Annotated in this window: 19 protein-coding genes and 1 riboswitch; of the genes, 8 read left to right on the forward strand and 11 right to left on the reverse strand. The window is 60.8% G+C overall.

Features of this window, described 5'->3' with window-relative positions; all coding sequences use genetic code 11:
• Positions 1-2 precede the first annotated feature (2 nt).
• From ACK83U_RS02490 to ACK83U_RS02500, 3 genes are read right to left on the reverse strand one after another with little or no spacing between them, the layout of a single operon-like run.
• Positions 3-1433, reverse strand: a complete 1431-nt coding sequence (locus ACK83U_RS02490) for an FAD-binding oxidoreductase (protein ID WP_112606021.1) — start codon at positions 1431-1433, stop codon at positions 3-5.
• 33 nt (positions 1434-1466) lie between these two features.
• The gene (locus tag ACK83U_RS02495; RefSeq protein WP_112606018.1) at positions 1467-2441 is read right to left on the reverse strand and encodes an L-threonylcarbamoyladenylate synthase; all 975 of its coding nucleotides are present in this window, start codon (positions 2439-2441) and stop codon (positions 1467-1469) included.
• A 58-nt stretch (positions 2442-2499) separates the two neighbouring features.
• Positions 2500-3117: a DUF6656 family protein gene (locus ACK83U_RS02500; protein WP_112606015.1), complete on the reverse strand. Its 618-nt coding sequence runs from the start codon at positions 3115-3117 to the stop codon at positions 2500-2502.
• 349 nt (positions 3118-3466) lie between these two features.
• Positions 3467-3671, forward strand: a riboswitch (cobalamin riboswitch).
• Positions 3672-3767: 96 nt separating this feature from the next.
• On the opposite strand from ACK83U_RS02500, the gene ACK83U_RS02505 reads away from it, so the two are divergent.
• Positions 3768-5012 (forward strand): aromatic ring-hydroxylating oxygenase subunit alpha, encoded by a 1245-nt coding sequence (locus tag ACK83U_RS02505; protein ID WP_112606012.1) that lies wholly within the window; start codon positions 3768-3770, stop codon positions 5010-5012.
• A gap of 2 nt (positions 5013-5014) precedes the next feature.
• Positions 5015-6103, forward strand: a complete 1089-nt coding sequence (locus ACK83U_RS02510) for a hybrid-cluster NAD(P)-dependent oxidoreductase (RefSeq protein WP_112606009.1) — start codon at positions 5015-5017, stop codon at positions 6101-6103.
• A 109-nt stretch (positions 6104-6212) separates the two neighbouring features.
• On the opposite strand, the gene ACK83U_RS02515 is transcribed toward ACK83U_RS02510, so the two are convergent.
• On the reverse strand, positions 6213-7223 hold the full coding sequence (locus tag ACK83U_RS02515) for a GH25 family lysozyme (RefSeq protein ID WP_112606006.1): 1011 nt from the start codon (positions 7221-7223) through the stop codon (positions 6213-6215).
• A 247-nt stretch (positions 7224-7470) separates the two neighbouring features.
• Here ACK83U_RS02515 and ACK83U_RS02520 point away from each other — a divergent pair, with 247 nt between their 5' ends.
• Positions 7471-7941, forward strand: coding sequence for a BA14K family protein (locus ACK83U_RS02520; protein WP_112606003.1), 471 nt, complete (start codon positions 7471-7473; stop codon positions 7939-7941).
• 69 nt (positions 7942-8010) lie between these two features.
• Here ACK83U_RS02520 and ACK83U_RS02525 read toward each other — a convergent pair whose 3' ends face one another.
• Positions 8011-9012, reverse strand: a complete 1002-nt coding sequence (locus tag ACK83U_RS02525; protein ID WP_112606095.1) for a transporter — start codon at positions 9010-9012, stop codon at positions 8011-8013.
• 282 nt (positions 9013-9294) lie between these two features.
• On the opposite strand from ACK83U_RS02525, the gene ACK83U_RS02530 reads away from it, so the two are divergent.
• Together ACK83U_RS02530 and ACK83U_RS02535 are read left to right on the forward strand one after the other, a co-directional pair.
• Positions 9295-11106 carry an acyl-CoA dehydrogenase gene (locus ACK83U_RS02530; RefSeq protein WP_112606000.1) on the forward strand — a complete coding sequence of 604 codons (1812 nt, stop codon included), beginning with the start codon at positions 9295-9297 and terminating at the stop codon, positions 11104-11106.
• An 89-nt stretch (positions 11107-11195) separates the two neighbouring features.
• Positions 11196-11948, forward strand: a complete 753-nt coding sequence (locus ACK83U_RS02535; protein WP_112605997.1) for a crotonase/enoyl-CoA hydratase family protein — start codon at positions 11196-11198, stop codon at positions 11946-11948.
• Between the two features lie 4 nt (positions 11949-11952).
• Here the strand turns inward: ACK83U_RS02535 and ACK83U_RS02540 are convergent, their stop codons facing one another.
• Together ACK83U_RS02540 and ACK83U_RS02545 are read right to left on the reverse strand one after the other, a co-directional pair.
• Positions 11953-13203, reverse strand: a complete 1251-nt coding sequence (locus tag ACK83U_RS02540; RefSeq protein ID WP_112605994.1) for a class I SAM-dependent RNA methyltransferase — start codon at positions 13201-13203, stop codon at positions 11953-11955.
• Positions 13200-13940, reverse strand: coding sequence for a TlyA family RNA methyltransferase (locus tag ACK83U_RS02545; RefSeq protein WP_112605991.1), 741 nt, complete (start codon positions 13938-13940; stop codon positions 13200-13202). Before ACK83U_RS02545 ends, ACK83U_RS02540 begins: the two co-directional genes overlap by 4 nt.
• Before the next feature lie 111 nt (positions 13941-14051).
• On the opposite strand from ACK83U_RS02545, the gene ACK83U_RS02550 reads away from it, so the two are divergent.
• From ACK83U_RS02550 to ACK83U_RS02560, 3 genes are all read left to right on the forward strand, one after another.
• The gene (locus tag ACK83U_RS02550; protein WP_112605988.1) at positions 14052-15059 is read left to right on the forward strand and encodes a DUF4424 domain-containing protein; all 1008 of its coding nucleotides are present in this window, start codon (positions 14052-14054) and stop codon (positions 15057-15059) included.
• Between the two features lie 224 nt (positions 15060-15283).
• Entirely contained in the window at positions 15284-17227 is a 1944-nt protein-coding gene (locus ACK83U_RS02555; protein WP_112605985.1) for a methyl-accepting chemotaxis protein, read from the forward strand.
• 325 nt (positions 17228-17552) lie between these two features.
• Positions 17553-18590 (forward strand): sensor domain-containing diguanylate cyclase, encoded by a 1038-nt coding sequence (locus tag ACK83U_RS02560; protein ID WP_112397997.1) that lies wholly within the window; start codon positions 17553-17555, stop codon positions 18588-18590.
• A 55-nt stretch (positions 18591-18645) separates the two neighbouring features.
• On the opposite strand, the gene dxs is transcribed toward ACK83U_RS02560, so the two are convergent.
• The 4 genes from dxs to ACK83U_RS02580 all read right to left on the reverse strand — a co-directional run bounded on the left by dxs (position 18646) and on the right by ACK83U_RS02580 (position 22891).
• Positions 18646-20562, reverse strand: a complete 1917-nt coding sequence (dxs, locus tag ACK83U_RS02565; protein WP_112335476.1) for a 1-deoxy-D-xylulose-5-phosphate synthase — start codon at positions 20560-20562, stop codon at positions 18646-18648.
• Between the two features lie 125 nt (positions 20563-20687).
• Complete coding sequence (locus tag ACK83U_RS02570) at positions 20688-21611, reverse strand: pirin family protein (RefSeq protein WP_112605982.1); 924 nt, start codon at positions 21609-21611, stop codon at positions 20688-20690.
• A gap of 84 nt (positions 21612-21695) precedes the next feature.
• Complete coding sequence (locus ACK83U_RS02575; protein ID WP_015339025.1) at positions 21696-21947, reverse strand: exodeoxyribonuclease VII small subunit; 252 nt, start codon at positions 21945-21947, stop codon at positions 21696-21698.
• A gap of 2 nt (positions 21948-21949) precedes the next feature.
• Positions 21950-22891 (reverse strand): histone deacetylase family protein, encoded by a 942-nt coding sequence (locus tag ACK83U_RS02580; RefSeq protein ID WP_112605979.1) that lies wholly within the window; start codon positions 22889-22891, stop codon positions 21950-21952.
• Positions 22892-22903 lie beyond the last annotated feature (12 nt).

Here is a 22903-nt window from a genome sequence, read left to right on the forward strand (position 1 = left end):
CCTCAGACCTTGAGGACCTTCCCCGGATTCATGATGCCTGCCGGGTCGAAGGCCGTCTTGATCCGGCGCATCAGGTCGATCTCGATCTCCGAGCGGATGGAGGCCAGTTCATCGCGCTTCAGCTGACCGATGCCATGCTCGGCGGAGATCGAGCCGCCATGCTGCAGCACAAGCCCGTGCACGATCTTGTTGATCTCGCGCCAGCGTCCGATGAACTCGGCCTTGTCGGCGCCGACGGGCTGCGAGATGTTGTAGTGGATATTGCCATCGCCCATGTGGCCGAAGGCGCAGACGCGGGCGCCCGGCATGGCGGCGACAACGGCTTTCTCGGCTTCGGCCATGAATTGCGGGATCTGCGCCACCGGCACGGAAACGTCGTGCTTGATCGAGCCGCCTTCCGGCTTCTGCGCGTCCGACATGCTCTCGCGCATATGCCAGATGGCCTTCTGCTGCGCTTCCGAGCTGGCGATGGTCGCATCCTGGATCAGGCTGGCCTCATAGCCCTGTTCGAGCAGCGTCGTCATCATCCGCTCGGCCGTCTCAACCGAATCGGAGGTGGAGATGTCGATCAGCACATACCAGGGATGCACCGTCTCCAGCGGATCGCGCACGCCCGGTATATGCCGCGTGGTGAATTCGACGCCGATGCGCGGCATCAGCTCGAAACCGGTCAGCGCCGTGCCGCAGAGGCTGGAGGCATTGTTGAATAGCGTCAGCGCGTCATCGACCGATAGCAGGCCGGCAAAGGCGACCTGATGGCCAAGCGGCTGCGGAAAGAGTTTTAGCACCGCACCGGTAATGACCCCGAGCGTGCCTTCCGCGCCGATGAAGAGATCGCGCAGGTCGTAGCCGGTATTGTCCTTCTTCAGGCGGCGCAATCCGTTCCAGATCTCGCCCGTGGGCAGAACGACTTCAAGGCCGAGGCAGAGCTGGCGCATATTGCCATAGGCAAGAACGGCCGTGCCGCCGGCATTGGTGGAAAGATTGCCGGCGATGCGGCAAGAGCCTTCCGAGCCGAGCGAGAGCGGAAACATGCGGCCATGCTCGGCTGCCGCCTTGTGGACATCAGCCAGAATGCAGCCGCCATCGACAATCATCGTATTGCCGACAGGATCGATATCGCGCACGCGGTTCATGCGTTCCAGCGATAGGATGATGTCCGAGCCGCCCTCGCGCGGCGTCTGCCCGCCAACAAGCCCGGTATTGCCGGTCTGGGGTACGATGGCCGTGCCGGTCTCGCTGGCAAGCTTGAGGATGGCCGAAACCTCTTCCACCGAGCCGGGCTTCAGCAGCATAGGCGAAGCGCCATGATAGAGCCCACGGTTTTCCACCAGATGCGGCGCAATTTCCGCCGGGTCCCGCACGGCATGTTTTTCGCCGACGATGATGGCGAAGCGATCGAGGAGGTCGGAAGAGGAGGCGGAGCTGCTCATGGCGTTTCCTTTGCCTGATGGTGTCGGGCCGATTTAGTCTCTGGGCGCGGCCGCGCGGCGCAGCCGGTCGTTGATAGCCTCGCCGAGGCCCTCGTCGGGAATATGCGAAAAGGCAATTGTCGTTGCACCGGTGGCATCGGCGCGCTTCATGAAATCGAAGAGGTTTGCAGCGGCTTCGGCGAGATCGCCAGTGGTGCTCAGATCCAGCACGGCAACGGCGTTCTCGCTGCCGGGAATGTTTGGCGTGCCGAAGCGAATCAGCGCCTCGCTTGCGGAAACCTCCGTGGCGTCGAGCCGCACCGCCGCTCCCGGCGCATAATGCGAAGCAAGCATGCCTGGCGCCTCGATGGCAGCGGAAGCCTTCTTCTTGCGCTTCAGTGCCTTGCCGGCCACCCGCTCGATCTCGCTTGCCGCCAGCCCACCGGGTCGCAGCAGGCGCATCTCGCCATCCTCAACCTTGACGATCGTCGACTCCACGCCGACGACCGAAGCCCCGGCGTCGAGGATGAGCGTGATCCGTTCTCCGAGATCGTCGTCCACGTGATCGGCGCTGGTGGCGCTGATCTTGCCCGAGGTATTGGCGCTCGGTGCTGCGAGCGGCCGATCAAAGGCGCGGATCAGCTCGCCGGCAAAGCCCTGGGGCACGCGGATGCCGACCGTGTCGAGGCCGGCGGTTGCCAGCGGATGGATGCCGCTATCGGGCTTGAGCGGCAGCACCAGCGTCAGCGGCCCGGGCCAGAAGGCTTCCGCGAGCTTGCGCGAGATGGGGTCGAAGACCGCATAGCGCTCGGCCATGGCGAGATCGCTCATATGGCAGATCAGCGGATTGAAGCGCGGGCGGCCCTTCGTCTCGTAGATCCGGGTAATGGCGGCAGGATTGGTGGCATCGGCGGCAAGGCCGTAGACCGTCTCTGTCGGCAGCCCGATCGGCAGACCCTCGGCAAGGGTCGCCGTCGCCACTTCTATTGCCGTTTGCGGATGTTCGAGAATGTCTATGTGTCGTGCCATGGCCTGCCTGCTTGCAGTTCAGGCCGTTTCTATGCTCTTCGAGTTTTCGGATCAATCGTCAAAGCTGGCGAATGATGTCGCGGAGCTGCTCGTTACGGGCGCCTAGGAGAAGAACATTGCGGATGGCGATCTGCGGATCGTGAGTGTGGAACAGCACGCCGTTGCCTCTGACATCGCGGTTGATCGTCAGCTTCTTGTCTTCGGCTTCCTTGTCCGGATGGATCGCGACAGCGAAATACATCCGCGAATATTTGAGGCTGATGTCTTCGAAGAAGTTCGCTTCCTGGCCGATCCGGGCAAAGAAATTGGCGATATAGAAAGCCCAGTTCACGTCCTCATAATGCGCGAACTGCGTCCGCGCCGCTGTAACGTGGCAATAGCCGAGATGCGGCGTGTCCTTCAGCGTGTGATGAAAGATGAGCTTCGGGAAGCGGATGGACCTATGGAAATTGTTGAGCCGGTCGTGGGTCTTCTCGCCGGCGTCCCTGAGCTTCAGCGCCGTGCGTTCGGCCACCTGTTCGTGGGTGAGGTATTCCCGCTCTTCCGCCAGCCAATGCGGCCTGTTCCGGTTGATACGGCCGGTGCGCAGGAATTCGGTGTACCCCGTCGTCGATACCGGCTGCGCCGGTTCGGGCTCGGCGGGCTTCCCAGCGTCGAAATATCTGAGTTTGGCCATGCCGGATCTCGCTATAAAACTCTTTGGTGACATGATGAACCACGGAGCTTGAGCCGAGCTTGATCGTGCCGGATTGAAGGCGCCCCGATAGCGGCTCCGTTGGCGCTTTCTGCCGCCCAATTGTTCCCCTGATTGCCGGCCATTCGCTGACCTGTCGCAATCAGGATAAAGCGTCATTGGCGGAATGGATATGCGATGCTTTGACCATCTCCGATGCAAGCGCCCAAGTAATTGAATTGCCTGTCAATATTCTCACACCATGCAACCGTCCTATCGTCCGGTTTCACCTGTCGTCAAATTCGAAGCCGATGTCGCATTGCAGCGCAGCGGCAGACGCGGCCGAGAGCTATGATGATATCAATCTCAAGGTGCCGTCTGCTAGGGAGACGGAGAATTGGGAAGCCGGTCAAAATCCGGCGCTGCCCCCGCAACGGTGGTGGAGTGAGGCATGGCGGATAAAGCCACTGGGCCGATCGGTCTGGGAAGGTGCCATGGGGTCCTGGCAACAGGGCCGCTCCAGAGCCCGGAAACCAGCCTTGGGCACATATGGTTTACTGACCGCGGCGGGCGGTCGGGGGATTGCTTTCGGCCGTTCCCAACGGCCTTGCATGTCCTCTGCTCGTCTTCCGGTATTGCGCAAGGATAGGCAAATGGATATCGGCAGCAAAGTTCTGCGGCAACTGAAGAACCACCGGACGGGTTTCAGCCTGGAGCAACCCTTCTACACTGATCCGGAATACTTCAAGCTCGACATGGAGACGATCTACTATCGCGACTGGCTGTTCATCGGCCATGATTGCGAAGTGCCGCGTGCGGGCAATTACTTCACCGTCCAGATCGGTGATTATCCCGTCGTCATCGTCCGTGGCCGCGATCAGGTCATCCGCGCCTTCCACAATAGCTGCCGTCACCGCGGCTCGCGCGTCTGCACGACCGAGCGCGGATCGTCGGCAAAGCTCGTCTGCCCGTATCACCAGTGGACCTACGAACTCGACGGCTCGCTGCTCTTTGCCCGACAGATGGCGGAGGATTTCGACAAGAGCCAGTATTCGCTGAAGCCGGTTCACTGCGAAAGTGTCGGCGGCTACATTTTCATCTGCCTCGCGCAGAACGCTCCCGATTTCGCACCGGTTCGCGCCACGATCGAGCCCTACATGGCCCCGCATCGTATCAGCGAAGCCAAGGTCGCCTTCCAGAGCACCATTATCGAAAAGGGCAACTGGAAGCTCGTCTGGGAAAACAACCGCGAGTGCTATCACTGTGCGGCCAATCACCCCGAACTGTGCCGCACCTTCCCGGAAGCTCCGACGGTTACCGGCGTGCAGGGCGCGATGAGCGATCCCGTCATCACCGAGCACTGGGCGCGCTGCGAAGCCGCAGGCCTGCCAAGCGAATTCAAGATCTCGCCGGACGGACAGTTCCGCACTGCCCGTATGCCGCTGATCGAAGGCGCCGAAAGCTACACCATGTCCGGCCAGAATGCCGTCAGGCGGCCGCTCTCGCCCGACGTGACGATCAACGGCATCGGCACTATGCTGCTCTTCCACTATCCGACGACGTGGAACCACATGCTCGGCGACCACGCGATTTCCTTCCGTGTCCTGCCGATCAGCGCCGAGGAAACGGCCGTCACCACGAAGTGGCTCGTTCACAAGGATGCGGTCGAAGGCGTCGACTACAATCTCGAGGAACTGACACACGTCTGGACCGAAACCAACGATCAGGACCGCCGGATCGTCGAGGAAAATGCCTTCGGCATCCGCTCGCCGGCCTATGAGCCCGGTCCCTATTCGGAAATCCATGAAGGCGGCGTCATGCAGTTCGTCGAATGGTACACGACTTTCATGATCAACCGGCTGCAAGGCGACCAGGCCAAGCTGTCGGCGGTTGCCTGAGCATGAACATGGCCGTCTCCCTTCCGCATCGCCATCTCGACCAAATGCAGCCTTGGAGCGACAGGCAGCATCTGCTCGAATGTCTCTCAGTCACGCCCGAAGCGCCCGATGTGATGACCTTCACCTTCGGGTCCGATAAGGACAACTGGTTCCGCTATCTGCCGGGCCAGTTCGTGACGCTGGAGCTGCCGGCGGCTCCGGAGCCGGTCATGCGCACCTATACCCTGTCGTCCACGCCGTCGCGGCCCTTCTCGGTCGCCGTGACGGTGAAGGCGCAGAAAGATAGCATCGGCACGCGCTGGATGTTCGAGAACCTGAAGCCGGGCATGCGCATCAAGGCTTTCGGCCCGCTCGGCGATTTCAGCCACATCCGTCATCCGGGCGAGAAATATCTCTTCGTCTCGGCCGGCTCCGGCATCACGCCGATGATGTCGATGACGCGGTATATGTCGGACATAGCACCATTGTCTGACATTACTTTCGTCAATTGCTCGCGCAGCCCGACGGACATCATCTTCCGCTCCGAGCTCGAATATCTCGCCCGCTTCATGCCGAACCTCGATCTCGGCTTCATCGTCGAAGGCTGCGGCCGCACCGATCTCTGGTCGGGGCTGAAGGGCCGCATCGACAAGGCGAAGATCGGTCTGCTGGCGCCCGATTTCATGGATCGCACCATCTTCTGCTGCGGCCCGGAAGTCTTCATGGATGCCGTGCGCTCGATGCTCGAAGCGCATGGCTTCGACATGTCACGCTACCATCAGGAAAGCTTCCAGCCGGCCAATGCGGCGACACCGCTTGCGGAAGTCTCTGACGATGCTTCCGGCGAGGCGGCAACCACGATCCGCTTCACGATGGCGGGCAAGGATGTGGCCTGTGCGGCGGGCCAGACCGTGCTTCAGGCGGCGCGGGGCGCCGGCGTGCGCATCGGCGCCGCCTGCGAATCCGGCCTCTGCGGCACATGCCGGGTCATGAAGCTTTCGGGCGAAGTTGAGATGAGCCACAACGGCGGCATCCTTGATGATGAGATCGACGAGGGTTACATCCTCGCCTGCTGCTCGCGCCCGAAGACGGATGTGCAGATCGAGGCCTAGAGCCGGATGATTTTAGGTCTATTCGACCTAAAATCTGAATCCGCTCTAGCGCCAAAGAAGTAGAGCATGATGTCGTTCGAAAACCGCCCACACTTTTCGGCATCACGCTCTAGAAATCCTGGTAGTTCAGCTCATTAATCTCGACCGGCTTGGTTTGCGGGGTCGAGGCCGTGACGACGGGGTCGATCTCGAGCATGAGGGAAACGAGCATCTGCCGCGGCCCACTGCACATCTGTGCGAGCGCGATCGTCAGGTCCGGCGCGGGCAGCGGTTTCGCCGGCAGGAGATCGCCCTGCGGCCAGATCCTTGCGAGCTGGACCTTTGTCATCGGCACGACGTTGACGTCGATATCGGTAAGCGTGCCCGGGACCCGATAGGGGCAGCTTTTCTCCGAGCAATTGTCCGACGAAGCAAACTGCCAGATGGCATAATTGTCCCAGTTGCCGAGTGGGAAAGTACCTTTGACATCCGGCTTGTAGCGCGCATACCACAAGGGCAGCCGCGACAGCAGCGGATAGGTGCCCCGGTGGTCGGCTATGTATCGCGCCGTGTTGTGATTGACGTAGAGAATGGGATAGCGGCCGGTTCTGACCTTGATGTGGGCGACATAGATCTGCGCGTCGTCGAGCGACATGAATTGCGTCGCATCCATGCCGTCGATGTCGAGCACCATCAGCTCATCGGGTTGCGGATCGGCATAATCGAGAAAATGATTGGCTTGGTCGATCGGATTGCCGGGCCGCCCAAGATGATAGGCGCCCCATAACAGGCCATTCGATTTTGCCAGCATGCGGCGCGTTTGAAACAGCTCACGGCTGACGGCGTATTTGCGCCACATCGTCCTGCAATGAGCCACGGTGTCGCCGCCATGGTCGCCGGTGCAACTGAAGCTTTCAGGAAGTCCGTCGGACGCCTTTGAGATGAAACCGGCAATCCGCTTGTCCTGCAGGAATGCGGCCCAGTCGATAGTGTTCAGCTCGTAAGCGTCGACAATCAGGGCGTTTTTGGGGTCGCCCCACGGCTGGCTTTCACCGGCCGAGGGCTTGGAGACCGGCCCCATTAGGGCCAGGATCGTCAGCAAGCCGTAAATGAGGAGGTTACTCTTTCGGTATCCTTTCATGAAATAATAGTAAGGATTGCTGGTTAATCTTGGGTTAAGAAAGCAATCACTATAAATTCATCGTGGAGCCCCCCGTAACTCCTTAAATCGGTAGGGATTTGAGGAACTAAATAACGCGCTGCAGCGTTTCTTGTCGTCTATTCGGATATGCGACGAAGCAGGCAGCGAAACCTTGCTCGGGAAGCATTCCCGACATGAAACGCTTACAGGCTTGAGTAGCAAGCCGAACCAGGGAATGGAGATGAAAATGCTTGGTTTCCGTGCAAAAATCGCGACAGCCGCCTTGACTGCTGCCGTCGCCCTGACGAGCTTCACACCGTCTTTCGCCATGCAGATGCTCGCCGCACCGGTCGTAAAACAGTCCGCGCCCACCCAGGCCGCGTCTGATAATGTCGAACAGGTGCAGTGGCGTCATGGTGGTTACTATCGCCGCGGCTGGTATGGCGGCTACCGCGGTTATCGCGGCGGCTATCGTCATGGTTATCGCTATCATGACGGCTATTGGTTTCCGCTGGCAGCCTTCGGCGCAGGCGCGCTGATCGGCGGTGCGATTGCCAGCCAGCCGCGCTATTACGAGCCGGCTCCGGCCCCGAGCGCCGGCATCAATCCGCGTCATGTCGAATGGTGCGAGGGACGCTATCGTTCCTACCGCGCTTACGACAATACGTTCCAGCCGAACTCCGGCCCGCGCCGTCAGTGCTACTCGCCGTATTTCTAAGCGGCGCTTCCAGAACTGCCAATGCCAGCCGTCCGATTTCCCGCCGGGCGGCTTTTTCATGCTTTGACGTCAGAGAATATTGACCCGCTTGAGCAGCCACCATGCCAGCAGTATGGAGGCGATGATGAAGCCAACCGCATATCCCGTACCGCTCGCTCCACCCGCCAGCGGCAGCCCCGATGTATTCATGCCGAAGAAGCCTGTCACCAGCGTCGGCGGCAGCAGAAACGCTGTCATGATCGACAGGATATAGAGATGCCGATTGATCTCGGAGGCGAGCTTGGAATCGATTTCTTCGTGCAACAGCCTCGCCCGTTCCTGCAGCGCATAGACGTCGTGTTCGACCGCTTCGAGGCGCCCCGTCAGCCGGCCAGCGACATCCTCGAAGCCGAGCGGCATTTCCTCATCGTCCGAGGCGGCGGCATGGCGCATCAGCGAGAGAACGGTGCGCAGATGGCGATGCAGACGCACGATGGTCCGGCGGATGGGCGGCAGCTTGGCACGCTCGTCGTGTGTCGTATTGCCGTGCACGAAATCCTCGATGGCATTCAACTCTTCGCTAATCTCGATGACGACCGAGATCAGCGTTCGCTGAAATTCGACGACGATCAGCTCGAAGATATCGATCGGGCCTGAAAATCGCGCAGCATTCTTCTCGATCAGCACACGGGTCCGGTCGAGGCTGCGCAGCGGCTGCAGCCGGGTAGTGATCAGCATGCGATCGGTGAGGGCAAAATGCAGCCAGCCGATATCGTGTGTATTGTGGGCGAAGTCTCGCTGGAAATCGACCAACGTGCCGAAAAGCATCTGCTCGTCGACCGTAATGGTCGCATGGGTCTCATGCGTGGTCAGAGCGATGCGGGCGGCTTCGTTCAATCCGGGTGCATCCTCGAGAAAGGCGGGTACGCGCGCATCGACGAGATTGAGATGCAGCCAGAGAAAACCGTCATCGCTGAAGAGAGTCGAGCGATGGGTATCGTCGGGCAGACGCTCCGGCTTTGCTGCACCGGAACGGAGACGGTATGCCCAGATAAAACCGGGTATGATATTGACTGACGTGAGCGTGTTCATGGGGGCATCGTTCGCTTTGTCTGAACAGTTGCCATAGTCTTCATTCATGACGGTTGTTTATGCAAGTCCGAGGTCCGATGGAATAATCGCGGACATTGGCGGCGCTGTCACAGCGATGCGGCGCTTAAGACCTAACTGAAAGCGAGGGGTGGGGGTGGAAATCAACATTTCCGCGGCTCGAGAAAATTGACGTTTACGTAAAAATAAACTAGCTGTAACCAGAATATCATCGATGATCCGGGTGAGGCGGCTCATTGTCAGCAAAAGTGCGGAGGAAGCAGCATGTACAAGGCGCCAGTCGAAGAAATCGCATTCACGCTGAAGCATGTCGCGGGCATGGAACGCGCAATGGAAGAGGGCATTCTCGGCGATCTCGGCACCGATCTTGTCGACGCTATCCTGTCGGAAGCGGGGCGTTTCGCCGGTGAGGCGGTGGAGCCGCTCGCAGAGAACGGTGACAAGCAAGGCGCAAGGCTGGTGGATGGCAAGGTGGTCCTTCCCGATGGCTGGGAAAAGCTCTATCGCGATTGGATCGCCGGGGGGTGGAACGGCCTTACCGCACCGGAGGAGTTCGGCGGTCAAGGCCTGCCGCACATGCTGAACATAGCGACCCTGGAAATGTGGAATTCCGCCTCCATGGCCTTCGGTCTTGCCCCGACGTTGACCATGGGAGCGATCGAGGCCTTGCACGCCCACGGCAGCGACGATCTCAAGAAGACATATCTCGCAAAGCTCGTTTCCGGTGAATGGTCCGGTACGATGAACCTAACCGAGCCGCAGGCCGGTTCCGATGTCGGCGCTTTGCGCACCCGCGCCGAACGCCGCGATGATGGCACCTATCGTATCTTCGGCCAGAAGATTTTCATCACCTGGGGCGATCACGAGGCAGCCGACAATATCATCCATTTCGTCCTCGCCCGCCTTCCGGATGCGCCTGCCGGCACGCGTGGCATTTCGCTGTTTCTCGTGCCGAAATTCCTTGTGAATGAGGACGGCTCGCTCGGTGCCCGCAACGATCTTTTCGTGCATTCGCTGGAACATAAGCTCGGCATCCATGGTTCACCGACCTGCACGATGATCTACGGCGATGGCAAATATGGAGCCGAAAAGGGCGCCGTCGGCTGGCTGGTGGGTGAGGAGAACAAAGGCCTCGCCTGCATGTTCACGATGATGAACAATGCCAGATTGGCTGTCGGCATCCAGGGCGTGGCGATTGCCGAAGCGGCAACCCAGAAGGCTATCGCCTATGCCAGGGAGCGCACCCAGGGCCGCGCGCCGGGTACGACATCCTCGGGCATGAGCCCGATCATCGAACATCCCGATGTCGCCCGCATGCTGCTGACGATGAAGGCATTGACGCAGGGCTCGCGTGCAATCTGCTACGCCTGTGCGCAGGCGATCGACATGTCGCATCGCGATCCCGAGAGAGCAAAATATTGGCAGGAGCGTGCCGCATTGCTGACGCCGATTGCCAAGTCCTTCTCCACCGATGCCGGCGTTGATGTCGCTTCGCTTGGCATCCAGATCCACGGCGGCATGGGCTTTATCGAGGAGACAGGCGCCGCGCGCCTGCTGCGGGACGCGCGCATCGCACCGATCTACGAGGGCACGAACGGCATCCAGGCCATCGATCTGGTGACGCGAAAGCTGACGATCGCCAACGGCGACCACATGCGCGGCTTCATGACCGAACTGCGCGAGATCGCCGATTCCGTCGCCAAGTCCAATCTGGATGGTTTCGGCGAAACGGCGCCGCGGCTACAGGCGGCCATTGCCGATCTGGAAAAGACGAGCGAATGGCTCCTGTCGAAACAGGCAGAGGGCGCCGTTGTCGAAGCTCTGGCGGGCGCCACGCCTTACCAGCGGCTTTTCGGCCTCGTGCTAACAGGCTCTTATCTGGCAAAGGGTGGCCTTGCCGATGCAGGCGACGGCGAGGGGCCTAAGCGCATCGCACTCTGCCGCTTCGTTGCCGAAAACCTCCTAGCCGAGACTGCCGCTCTCTCCGATCGGGTCATCGCCGGCGCATCCAGCCTCGAAGCCGCCCGCGCCGCACTAGAGTCGGATGATTTTAGGTCTATTCGACCTAAAATCTGAATCCGCCCTAGAATCAAAGAAGTAGAGCATGATGTCGTCCGAAAACCGCTCACACTTTTCGGCATCATGCTCTAGCCTAAGGGAAAGCCATGACCGACCACATCCTCATCGAACGCCCCGAGTCCGCGCCGCATATCCAGATCATCCGGTTCAACCGGCCGGAAAAGAAGAACGCCATCACCCGCGCCATGTATCAGACGATGACCGACGCGCTGAACGCGGCGGAAGCTGCGCCGGATATCCGCGTCCATGCCTTCCTGGGCACGGAAGGCTGCTTCTCTGCCGGCAATGATCTCGCCGATTTCCTCGCTTTCGCCATGAGCGGCAATATGGGGCGCGAAGTCATTGATTTTCTCGTCGCACTGGCAAGCACGAAGAAACCCGTCGTCTCCGGCGTCGACGGCCTGGCGATCGGCATCGGCACCACGATCCATCTGCATTGCGATCTGACTGTTGCCTCCGATCGCAGCCTGTTCAAGACACCCTTCGTCGATCTTGCGCTGGTTCCCGAAGCGGCCTCGAGCCTGCTTGCACCGCGCGCCATGGGCCATCAACGCGCCTTCGCACTGCTTGCGCTCGGCGAAGGCCTTTCCGCTGCTGACGCCAAGGAAGCCGGCCTGATCTGGAAGGTGACGTCACCCGACGCGGTGGAGGCTGAAACGCTGTCTCTGGCCGCAAAACTCGCCGCCAAGCCGCCCGAGGCCCTTCGGATCGCACGCGACCTGATGCGGGGACCTCCGGATGCCGTCCTCGACCACATCCAGAAAGAGGCCGAGCATTTCGCCGCCCAACTGAAAAGCGCCGAAGCCCGCGCGGCTTTCGAGGCCTTCATGAAGCGGTGAAGGCTTACTTCTCCAGCGCCGCAACCACCTCGACATGCGAGGTCCACAGGAACTGGTCGATCGGCGTTACCCGGGTAATGCGGTAGCCGCCCTCGACGAGGATAGCGAGGTCACGGGCGAGGGTCAGCGGGTTGCAGGAGACGGCGACGATCTTCTTGACCTGCGATCGAGCCAGTTCCTTGCTCTGAAATTCCGCGCCGGCGCGCGGCGGGTCGAACACGACGGCGTCGTAGACCTTCAGTTCCTGCGTCATCAGCGGTCGGCGAAAGAGATCGCGGCGCTCGACGCTGACGGGCTTCAGCCCTTGTGTCGTGCGCGCTGCTTGGTCCAGTGCCACGAGCGGCTTTTCCTCGCTTTCCACCGCATGCACGCGGCCGATCCGCGCCAGGCGAAGCGAGAAGGTGCCGCTGCCGGCGAAGAGATCGGCAATGCGCTTTGCCTTGCCGACATGGGTTGCCACCAGCTCGGCCATGGCGTCCTCGGCCTGCTTGGTCGCCTGCGTGAAGGCCCCAGGTGGCGGCGCAACCTGAATGCCACCGAAATCGATCATCGGCTTTACCGGTTCGACCAGGATTTCGCCGTTCAGTGAAACACGGGCGATGCCGCGAAGCGACAGAACCGTTTCGATGGTGCTGCGGCGCTGCTTGTCCGAAAGCGACTTGATGCCATCGACCGCAAGATCGAGGCCGGTCTGCGTTTCCAACACGGAAATGCGGAAGGCTTCGGCATTGACGGCCATTGCAGCGGCGATCGTCTTGATCGCTGGCAGGCGGGCCATGATGCCGGCCGAGGCGATGGGACATTCCTCGATGGCGACGATATGGTGGCTTTCGGCTTGATTGAAGCCGATCAGCATATCCTTTTCAGTCTTGCGCGCGGCGAAGACGACCCTGCGCCGCTCGCCCGGATGCGCGGCGACGATATCGTCCACCTCGGGCGTCAGGCCCTTGGAGCGAAGCGCGTCGACGACGAGCTGGCGCTTGAAGGCGCGATAGGGCGCATCGGCATAATGCTGCAGGGTGCAGCCGCCGCAGGCGCCGTTGACGCCATGCGGGCCGAAGTGCCGACAGTGTGGCTCCTGGCGATCCGGCGAGGCGGACGCGACCGACATCAGCGTGCCCTGGCTCTTCACCCGCGCGATGGCGACGCTTTCGCCCGGCAGCGTGAAGGGTACATAGATCGGTCCATCGGCGCCCTGCGCGATGCCGTCGCCCTGGGCGCCGAGCTTCTGGATGGTGACGGTTTCAGTGCTCATGGCTTGATCCCTGCGAGAAGAAATTCCTGGTTGCCGTCGCCGCCTGTAATCGGCGAGGCGATGAGGCCGAGGCTTTGCCAGCCCATGTCTTCGGTGAACCAGCGCTCGAGTTCGGCCGCCACAGCCGGAGCGGAGGAGGGGTCCTTCAGGAGACCCGCCTTGCCGATCGCATCGCGGCCCGCCTCGAATTGCGGTTTTACGAGCAGTGCCGCCCGCGCGCCCGGTTCGGCAAGCGCAAGCGCCGGCGCGAGAGCGAGCTTGAGCGAAATGAACGAGACATCGGAAACGACGAAGGAGAAGGGCTCGCCTATATCCCCGGCGGTCAGATTGCGCGCATTCAGCCCTTCGATATTGGTCACGCGCGGATCGGCTTCTACGCGCGGATGCATCTGGTCGTGGCCGACGTCGATCGCCGTGACATGGGCAGCGCCTCGCTCAAGCAGCACCTCGGTGAAACCACCGGTCGATGCGCCGACATCGAGACAATGCTGTCCGCGCGGATCGAGGTCGAAATGATCAAGCGCCGCCACCAGCTTCAGCGCCGCGCGGGAAACATAATCCTGCGCCGGATCGTCGATGCTGATCTGTGCGTCTTCGGTGAAGAGTGCCCCGGGCTTCGTCACGATCTTGCCGTTCACGGTGACCGTGCCGCGCTGGATCGCATCGCGAGCGCGCGAGCGGCTGGCGAAGAGCGAAAGGGTGACGAGAAGCTGGTCGAGGCGTTGTGGTTCTGACATGGGCTGTCCATGCCGGGCAATCGGCTGTGTTGCAAGCCTTTTATGCTGATATCGGCGTTGACGCAGGATTGCGACAGGCGATAATCGCCGACATCAACGGTGAGGGGCACCATGCGAAATATCTGTGGCTATGCAGCGCTGATGGCGACGATCGCCGTTCCGGCTATGGCAAATGATACGATGGCCGAGCTGAAGACGGGTGGTCTTGCCTATGTCCGCACTGGCGATATCAGCATGGATCAGGAAAAACTGTTCATCTCGCAGACCGAAGTGCGCGTCGATTACGTATTCGAAAACACCTCCGACAAGGATGTCGAAAGCGTCGTCGCCTTCCCGATGCCCGATATCAAGGGTGACATAGACAGCATGGTCGATACGGGAAATGTTGATTCCGACAATTTCCTCGGCTTCACTGTGACCCAGGATGGTAAGGCTATTACGCCGACCCTGCAGCAGCGCGTATCGGTGGCCGGCGTCGACATGACGGATGAATTGAAGGCTCATGGCGTGTCGCTGCTGCCGCTCAGCAAGGCGGCCATGGATGCCGTCGCCAAGCTGCCCGTCGATCTACTCGAGGACTGGACTGCCCGCGGTTTGATCGCCGACGACGAATACGACAATGACGGCCAGGGCATGAAGCATCATCCGACGCCGATGTGGACGCTGCATACCACCTATTGGTGGCGTACGAAATTTCCGGCCAAGGCGAAGATTGCGGTCGAGCATCGCTACAAGCCAAGTGTCGGCGGCACGGTCGCCATCACCTTCGCCGGCGACGAAGATTACCAGAAGCAGCAGCTCCAGGCCTATCGTGGTAAATATTGTCTCGACGAGACTTTTCTGAAGACGGCGGTGAAACTTGCCGCGGTGGCCGACAAGGGTGGCCGCGGCTATACGGAGAGCTGGATCTCCTATGTGCTGACGACCGGAGCCAACTGGTCCGGTCCGATCAAGCATTTCGAGTTGACGGTCGATAAGGGCAGTCCTGAAAACTACATCAGCTTTTGCGGTACGAATGTGAAGAAGATCGGCGCGACGACATTCCAGATGACGGCGCAGGATTTTTACCCGGAGCACGACCTGGATATCCTGATCCTAGCTGCAGCTGCCGTGAACTAGCGGTGCACTCACTGTCTCTCAAATTAAATAAATTTAAAGCCGAAGCCTCTATTGATGCCCGTGATTGCGGCGATCCGTTTCAAGATCGCCGCCTGCCATGAAGGCTTCGCGCGTCAGCGTCCCAATCATGCCCCCTCCCTGAATTCTTCGAGCATAGCCGCGCCTCTTCCTCGCGCGGTCCTTAATCATGCTCGCCAGGACCTGCGCTCCGGAGGCGCCCGCTTATGTCCGCGAAAAAGCTCTCTTTGAATGGCAAGCTTGCCATCACATTTACGGCCCTGATTGCCATTTTCGCCTGCGTTTCCGCATTCGTCTATTCCAAGCAAGAGGTTTCCGCCGGTGCTGCCGTCGAGCAGGAAAGGTCGCAGCAGCTCGTCAGCCTGATCGATGATTCGCTACAGGCCATGTTGGAACAGGCCGTCAATCTGCGGGGCTTTCTGCTTCTGCGCAGCAACAGCACCTATGACGATATCTTCAACAATCGCGAGCGGATGCTGAAGAGTATCGCTGCTGCAAAGCTGTCGGCTGCCGATTCGCCGGATCTGCTGCAAGCGATCGACAACATGCAGAAGGCGGCCGATCTCTATTTCCACCAGCTCGCGGAGCCGCAGGCCAAGGCCCGTAAGGAAACCGAGATGCCGCTCGACCAGATCGTCAAGATCGGTCAGAACGAAACCAAGGGCCAGCTTGACGGCTTTCGCGATGCCGCCGCCAAGATCAAGCAGGCTGCGCGCGCCAAGGCAAGCAGTCTCGCAGCCATGCAGGACGATGCCAATGGCGATCTGCGCTTGACCCTCATCATCGGCGGCGTCTTCGCCTCGCTTGCCGCCGCTGTACTTGCCTGGCTGCTTTCGCGCATTATTGTCCGTCCAATCGTCGGCATGACGGCGGCCATGGGCCGTCTGGCAAACGGCGAGCATGACGTTGAAGTCCCGGCTGTTGGCCGCGGCGATGAAATCGGCCGCATGGCGGATGCCGTCCTCGTCTTCAAGCAGGCTGGCATCGAGAAGCTGCGTCTTGCCGGCGAGACCGAGCGTATGCGTGGCGACGCCGAACGTCAGCGCCTGATGAACGACGAGCAGAAGGCGCGTGAAGAGGGCGAAATCCGTTTCGCCATGGAAGCGCTCGCCAGCGGCCTCGCGGCCCTGTCGTCGGGCAATGTCGCAACCCGTCTTAATGATAGCCTCGCGCCGCAGTTCGACAGCGTCCGCGCCGATTTCAACAATGCGGTCGAAAAGCTCGAAGCGGCCTTGCGGTCCGTTGGCCAAAATGCCTCCGCCATCAATGCCGGTGCTGACGAAATCCGTTCGGCCGCCGACGATCTGGCGCACCGCACCGAGCAGCAGGCCGCCGCCGTCGAGGAGACTGCCGCAGCACTGGAAGAGGTCACGATCACGGTTCGCGACTCCGCCAAGCGCGCCGAGGATGTCGGCCATCTCGTCGAACGCGCCCGCCTCGGCGCGGAACGGTCGGGCGAAGTGGTTCGCAAAGCCGTTTCGGCCATGCAGCAGATCGAAAAATCCTCGGGCGAGATCAGCAACATCATCAGCGTCATCGACGACATCGCGTTCCAGACCAATCTTCTGGCGCTGAATGCCGGCGTCGAGGCCGCCCGTGCCGGGGATGCAGGCAAGGGCTTTGCGGTCGTTGCCCAGGAAGTACGCGAGCTTGCGCAGCGCTCGGCCAATGCCGCCAAGGAAATCAAGTCGCTGATCACGACGTCGAGCGATCAGGTCAATACCGGTGTGTCGCTGGTCGGCGAGACCGGCAAGGCGCTGGAACTGATCGTATCCGAGGTGCAGGAGATCAACCGCCATGTCGGCGCAATCGTGACTGCGACCCGCGAACAGTCGACTGGCTTGCAGGAGATCAACACCGCCGTCAACAACATGGATCAAGGCACGCAGAAGAATGCCGCCATGGTTGAGGAGCAGACGGCGGCCAGCCATGCGCTCGCCCGCGAAGCTGCAGCACTCAACGAGCTGCTTCAGCAGTTCCGTCTCGGCAATACCGCCAAGGCTGCACCCGCCAGGCCCATTGCTGCGACGGCGCGTTCTAAACCCGCAGCCTCTCCGGCTCGCGCCCTGGGCCGCACCATTGCCCAGGCTTTTGCCGGAAAGACAAGTGCTAACGCTGCCGCCGCAAGGGATGATTGGGAAGAATTCTGATCGCTCCACGGCGGCTTCGTGGCGCCCCCCGGAGGCTTTCACGGCGAATTACCCTCGTAGACCTATCGGCGGCCCGTCCCTTTGCGGCGGGCCGCTCTTTTCACAGCTTTCAGAAGAGCATCATTTTCAGCGACCTGTCCGACTTTGGGGCAGCGCGCTGTCGCTGGAGCGCTCTTTTCTTGAGGAAAAGGCTCCTGGCTATCGTCTGCTTCTCGGCGGACCATCCTTTGGTCAAGATTTATTAAATATTTGATCAGCGGCAGGGTTGCCGTGGGCGGCGAACCTCCTTGTTATAGAACGCATGGTGATGCTGAGGGAGATCTGAATGGGGCAGCTCGTCCGAGTTCCGGCCAATGAGACACAGAGACTTTTGGCCGTGCGCTCCCTGAATGGAGTTCATAGCAGTCCGACGCCGGAGCTTGCGACCCTCGCCGAATTGGCAAGAGGCGTGTTCGAGACACCCTATGCGGCAATCAACATTATCGACGAGGACTGGCAACGCATAGCAGGCCAGGCGGGGCTGAAGATCGCCGAATGTTCGCGCGATATGTCGATCTGCACGCGGGTGGTTTTCGATGACGAACTGCTGGTCCTTCCGGACCTTATGGAAGAACCGGAGCTGAAGGCTGCCCCCTTTGTTCTCGATGATCCCTATTTTCGCTTTTATGCAGGCGCTCCAGTGCGACTGGAGAACGGTTTGCCGGTAGGAGCCTTCTGCATCCTCGATCAGAGGCCGAGGCAGTTTTCCTCGAGTGAGGAGCAAAGTCTGAGGCGCTTTGCCCAGATCGCAAGCGCGCTTCTGCGTCTGCAGAAAACGAACTTGCTGATGGGAATAGCCGAGAATGATCTGCGCGCGGCGGCTATGACCGATCCGCTGACCCGTTTCTTCAATCGGTCGGCGCTGGAATCTATCGTTGACGGTGCATTGAGCACTGCCATCACGAAAGGCGGCAATTTCGGCGTCCTCTATCTCGACATGGACGGCTTCAAATCGATCAACGATCGCTTCGGTCACAATGTCGGCGACGAAGTTCTGTGCGAGGCATCGCTGCGTATCCGTTCGGTCCTCCGCGCGGACGACATCGTCGTGCGCATGGGCGGCGACGAGTTTGCGATATTCGTCCCGGATTCGCCTGACAAGCATGCGCTTGTGTCCCTGTCCGAGCGGCTGCTCGCCGCTTTCAGAACGCCCTTCGCAGTCGATGGAGTATCCGTTTTTGCGAGGCTCAGCATCGGCGCGGCCCTCGCGCCGCATGATGGCGCAACGCGCGTGACGCTGCTGAAGAATGTTGATTCTGCCCTCTATCGGGCGAAGGCAGAAGGTCGAGACCGCGTAGCGGTCTTCAATGCACTCAATGCCTGATATGCGAAGATACTTGGGATCAGGCAGGCTTAGGCGCGCTGTCTAATTTCGCGTCTTATCCCGCTGCTCCAACGATGCGGCCGCGGCCGAGCGCACGGAATACCGTTTGCACGATGCCGGCACGATCGAGGCCTGCCATGGCATTCATGGCCTCGGGCTTGGCCTGTTCCATCCAGATATCGGGCATGACCAGCGAGCGAATTTTCAGGCCGCTGTCGAGCAGACCTTCATTGGCAAGGAACTGCATGACCTGACTGCCGAAACCGCCGACCGAGCCTTCCTCGATGGTGATCAGGATCTCGTGATGGGCGGCAAGCTGGCGGATGAGATCGTGGTCGAGCGGCTTGGCGAAGCGTGCGTCCGCAACCGTCGTCGAAAGCCCGGCAGCGTCCAGATCTTCGGCGGCGGCAAGGCTATCGGCCAGGCGCGTACCGAAGGAGAGCAGGGCGACCTTCGTGCCCTGCTTGATGACGCGACCCTTGCCGATTTCGAGAATCTGACCGCGCTCCGGCAGATCGACGCCGACGCCTTCACCGCGTGGATAGCGGAAGGAAATGGGGCCGAGATCATAGGCGGCGGCTGTGCGCACCATATGCTTAAGTTCCGCCTCATCGGCCGCGGCCATGACGACGAAACCGGGCAGGGTGGCCAGGAAAGCGGTGTCGAACGAGCCGGCATGCGTGGGGCCATCGGCGCCGACGAAGCCGGCGCGGTCGATCGGGAAGCGCACCGGCAGGCCCTGGATCGCCACATCATGCACCACCTGGTCATAGGCGCGTTGCAGGAAGGTGGAGTAAAGGGCAGCAAAGGGCTTGTAACCTTCGGCGGCGAGGCCGGCAGCGAAGGTCACGGCATGCTGCTCGGCGATACCGACGTCGAAACAGCGCTTCGGAAAGAATTCCTGCAGCTTGTCGAGGCCGGTGCCGTTCGGCATGGCAGCGGTAATGCCGACGATCTTGTCATCGAGGGTCGCCTCCTGCACCAAAGCGTCCGCAAAGACGCTTGTGTAGCTTGGCGCATTCGGCTTCACTTTCGTCTGTGCACCCGTGATGACGTCGAACTTGTTGACGCCATGATATTTGTCTGCGGCCGCCTCGGCGGGCGCATAGCCCTTGCCCTTCTGCGTCACGACATGGATCAGCACCGGGCCCTGTGCATTGTCGCGCACATTGCGCAGCACCGGAAGCAGATGCTCGAAGGAATGGCCGTCGATCGGGCCGATATGGTAGAAGCCCATTTCCTCGAACATGGTGCCACCGGTCACATAGCCCCGTGCGTGCTCGACCGCCCGGGTGATGGCGCGGTCAACCTTCTTGCCGAGATAGGCGGTCAGTTTCTTTCCAAAGTCCCGGAAGCCCATATAGGTGCGGCCGGAGGCGAGGCGCGCGAGATAGGCGCTCATCGCTCCCGTCGGCGGGGCAATCGACATGTCGTTGTCGTTGAGGATAACGATTAGCCGCGCATCGAGCGCGCCGGCATTGTTCAGAGCTTCATAGGCCATGCCGGCCGACATGGCGCCGTCGCCGATGACGGCGATCACGCGGCGGTCGGTATTATCGAGCTCGGCGGCAACCGCCATGCCCAGACCGGCCGAAATGGATGTCGAGGAGTGCGCGGCGCCGAAGGGATCGTATTCGCTCTCGGCTCGGCGCGTGAAGCCGGAAAGACCGCCTTCCTGGCGCAGCGTGCGAATGCGGTCGCGGCGCCCGGTCAGGATCTTGTGCGGATAACACTGGTGCCCGACATCGAAGATGAGGCGGTCGTTCGGCGTATTGAAGACGCTGTGGATTGCAATGGTCAGCTCGACCACGCCGAGGCCGGCGCCAAGATGTCCGCCGGTGCGCGATACCGCATCGATCATCTCATCGCGGACTTCGCGGGCGAGCTGCGGCAATTCCCGGTCCTCCAGCTTTCGCAGGTCGGAAGGATATTGGACCCGGTCCAGCAGGGGCGTCTGTGGCATTTGTGTCAAGGCTGAAGCCTCTTTCTTGCTATTCTTGGGCGGTTGTCCGCCTTTACGTCAAAACAGATTGCGACAAAAGGCGCCGAATTCAAGGTACTCCCGAACAAGAAACATGTGGGAATGTTATGAACCCGTTAGCCCTCCGGCAGGGGAATGAACTCTTCCTCGTCGCCCGGCACGATATCGAAGCGGCCAGTGCGCCATTCTTCCTTGGCCTTTTCGATACGCTCCTTTGAGGACGAGACGAAATTCCACCAGATATAGCGCTTCGAATTCAGCGCTGCACCGCCAAAAAGCATGAGATGACAGCCTTTTTCGCCGGCCTCGAGCGTTATCGCATCACCCGGCCGGAAGACGAGGAGCTGATCCTGTTCGAAACGGTCGCCGGCGACGACAAGCGAACCGGAGAGAATGTAGACGGCACGCTCCTCATGCGCCGCCCCAAAAGGAAACGTCGTGTTCGGCTGGAGCTGAAGATCGACATAGAGCGTATCGGTGAATGATTTCACCGGCGATTTCAGGCCTTCGAAATCGCCGATGACAACGCGGCCGCTCACGCCGCCGTCGGCGATCGTTGGTAAGTCATCCTTTTCCGTATGGGCGAAGGAGGGATCGATCTCCTCCTTGTCGTCGGGCAGCGCCAGCCACGTCTGCAAGCCGGACATGGAAAACGGATGGTCGCGCAGGTTCTCCGGCGTGCGCTCGGAATGCACGATGCCGCGCCCGGCCGTCATCAGGTTGATGTCGCCGGGGCGGATCACCTTGGCGGTGCCGAGGCTATCCATATGGCGGATTTCGCCGTCGAACAGATAGGTGACGGTGGAAAGGCCGATATGCGGATGCGGGCGCACGTCGAGCGCCTGACCCGGCCGTAAAATGGCAGGCCCCATGCGATCGAAGAAAATGAACGGCCCCACCAGTCGCCGCCGGCTGCTCGGAAGTGCGCGCCGCACGGAGAAGCCGCCGAGGTCGCTGGTGCGCGGTATAATCAGATTTTCTATCGCGTCGCAGGCGAAGGCATCACCGGCCTGCGGATCGTTGCCTGGGAAGAAGGACATAACCGCTCTCCTTTCGGTCGGAACGCAACCTACCGGGCCAACCTACCGGCAATGTCACCCAAACTCAAATTTTCTGGCTTCGTCTCAAGCGCCATCCAGCGCTTCCGTGCCCTGCGGCTTGCCGGCGCGGTCGAGCCTGATCTTCTCGATGCGGTTTTCCGCGGCCGAAAGGAGTGCCTCGCAATGCTTCTTCAGCGCTTCGCCCCGCTCGTAGATCGAAATGGATTCATCGAGCGCCACGTCGCCGCGCTCAAGCCGTGCAACGATGCTTTCAAGCTCCGCCACGGCCTTCTCGAAGGAATAGCCCGAAACATCTGCCTTGGCGTTCTCGCTCATCGTCAACCTCTCATCATGCGTAGAATATGCATCCCCGCCGACTCGGCGAGACCTTCCAGATCATAGCCGCCTTCGAGCAGGCTGACGACCCGGTTCTTGGCGCTGCGGTCAGCGATCTCGAGCAGCCGTCCCGTCGCCCAGTCGAAATCCTCGCCCGTCAGGTTCAATTGCGCCAGGGGATCGCGGTGGTGGGCGTCAAACCCGGCCGAGATGATGATGAGGTCGGGGCTGAAGTCAGTGAGCGCCGGCAAAACGCGCGACTTGAAGGCCTCGCGGAAATGATCGCCGCCGGTATTGGGCGACAGCGGCGCATTGACGATTGTGTTGTGCGTGCCACGCTCCTCCTTCTTGCCCGTGCCCGGATAGAGCGGCATCTGGTGGGTGGAACAGAAAAGCACCGAGGGATCGTCCCAGAAGATGTCCTGCGTGCCGTTGCCGTGGTGCACGTCCCAATCGACGATGGCGACGCGCTCGGCGCCGTGGGCCTTTTGCGCATGGCGGGCGGCAATCGCGGCATTGTTGAAGAAACAGAAGCCCATGGCCTTGGTCTTCTCGGCATGGTGGCCGGGCGGGCGGGCCGCGACGAAGACATTGTCGGCCGCACCGGAGAAGACGTCGTCGACCGCCGCCATGGCGCCGCCGACGCCATGCATGATCGCCTGCAACGTCTTCGGGCTCGCATATGTATCGGCTTCCAGCTGGTTGATCTCGCCGTCGTCGCCCCTGTCCGGCATCGAGCGCAGCACGAACTCCAGATGCTCCTCAGGGTGGGCAAGCAGGACTGCATCCTCATGCGCGGCAGGCGCTTTTTGCCGATCCAGCCGCTCGAAATTTGGATGCTCCAGCGCGATGTTCAGCGATCGCAGCCGATCCGGCCGTTCGGGGTGACCTGCCGGAACGATGTGTTCAAGGAAGATCGGATGTTCGTAAAGACGTGTGCTCATGGGGCCAATCTA

The organism is Rhizobium sp. WW22, from assembly GCF_047041135.1.
Lineage (GTDB): Bacteria > Pseudomonadota > Alphaproteobacteria > Rhizobiales > Rhizobiaceae > Rhizobium.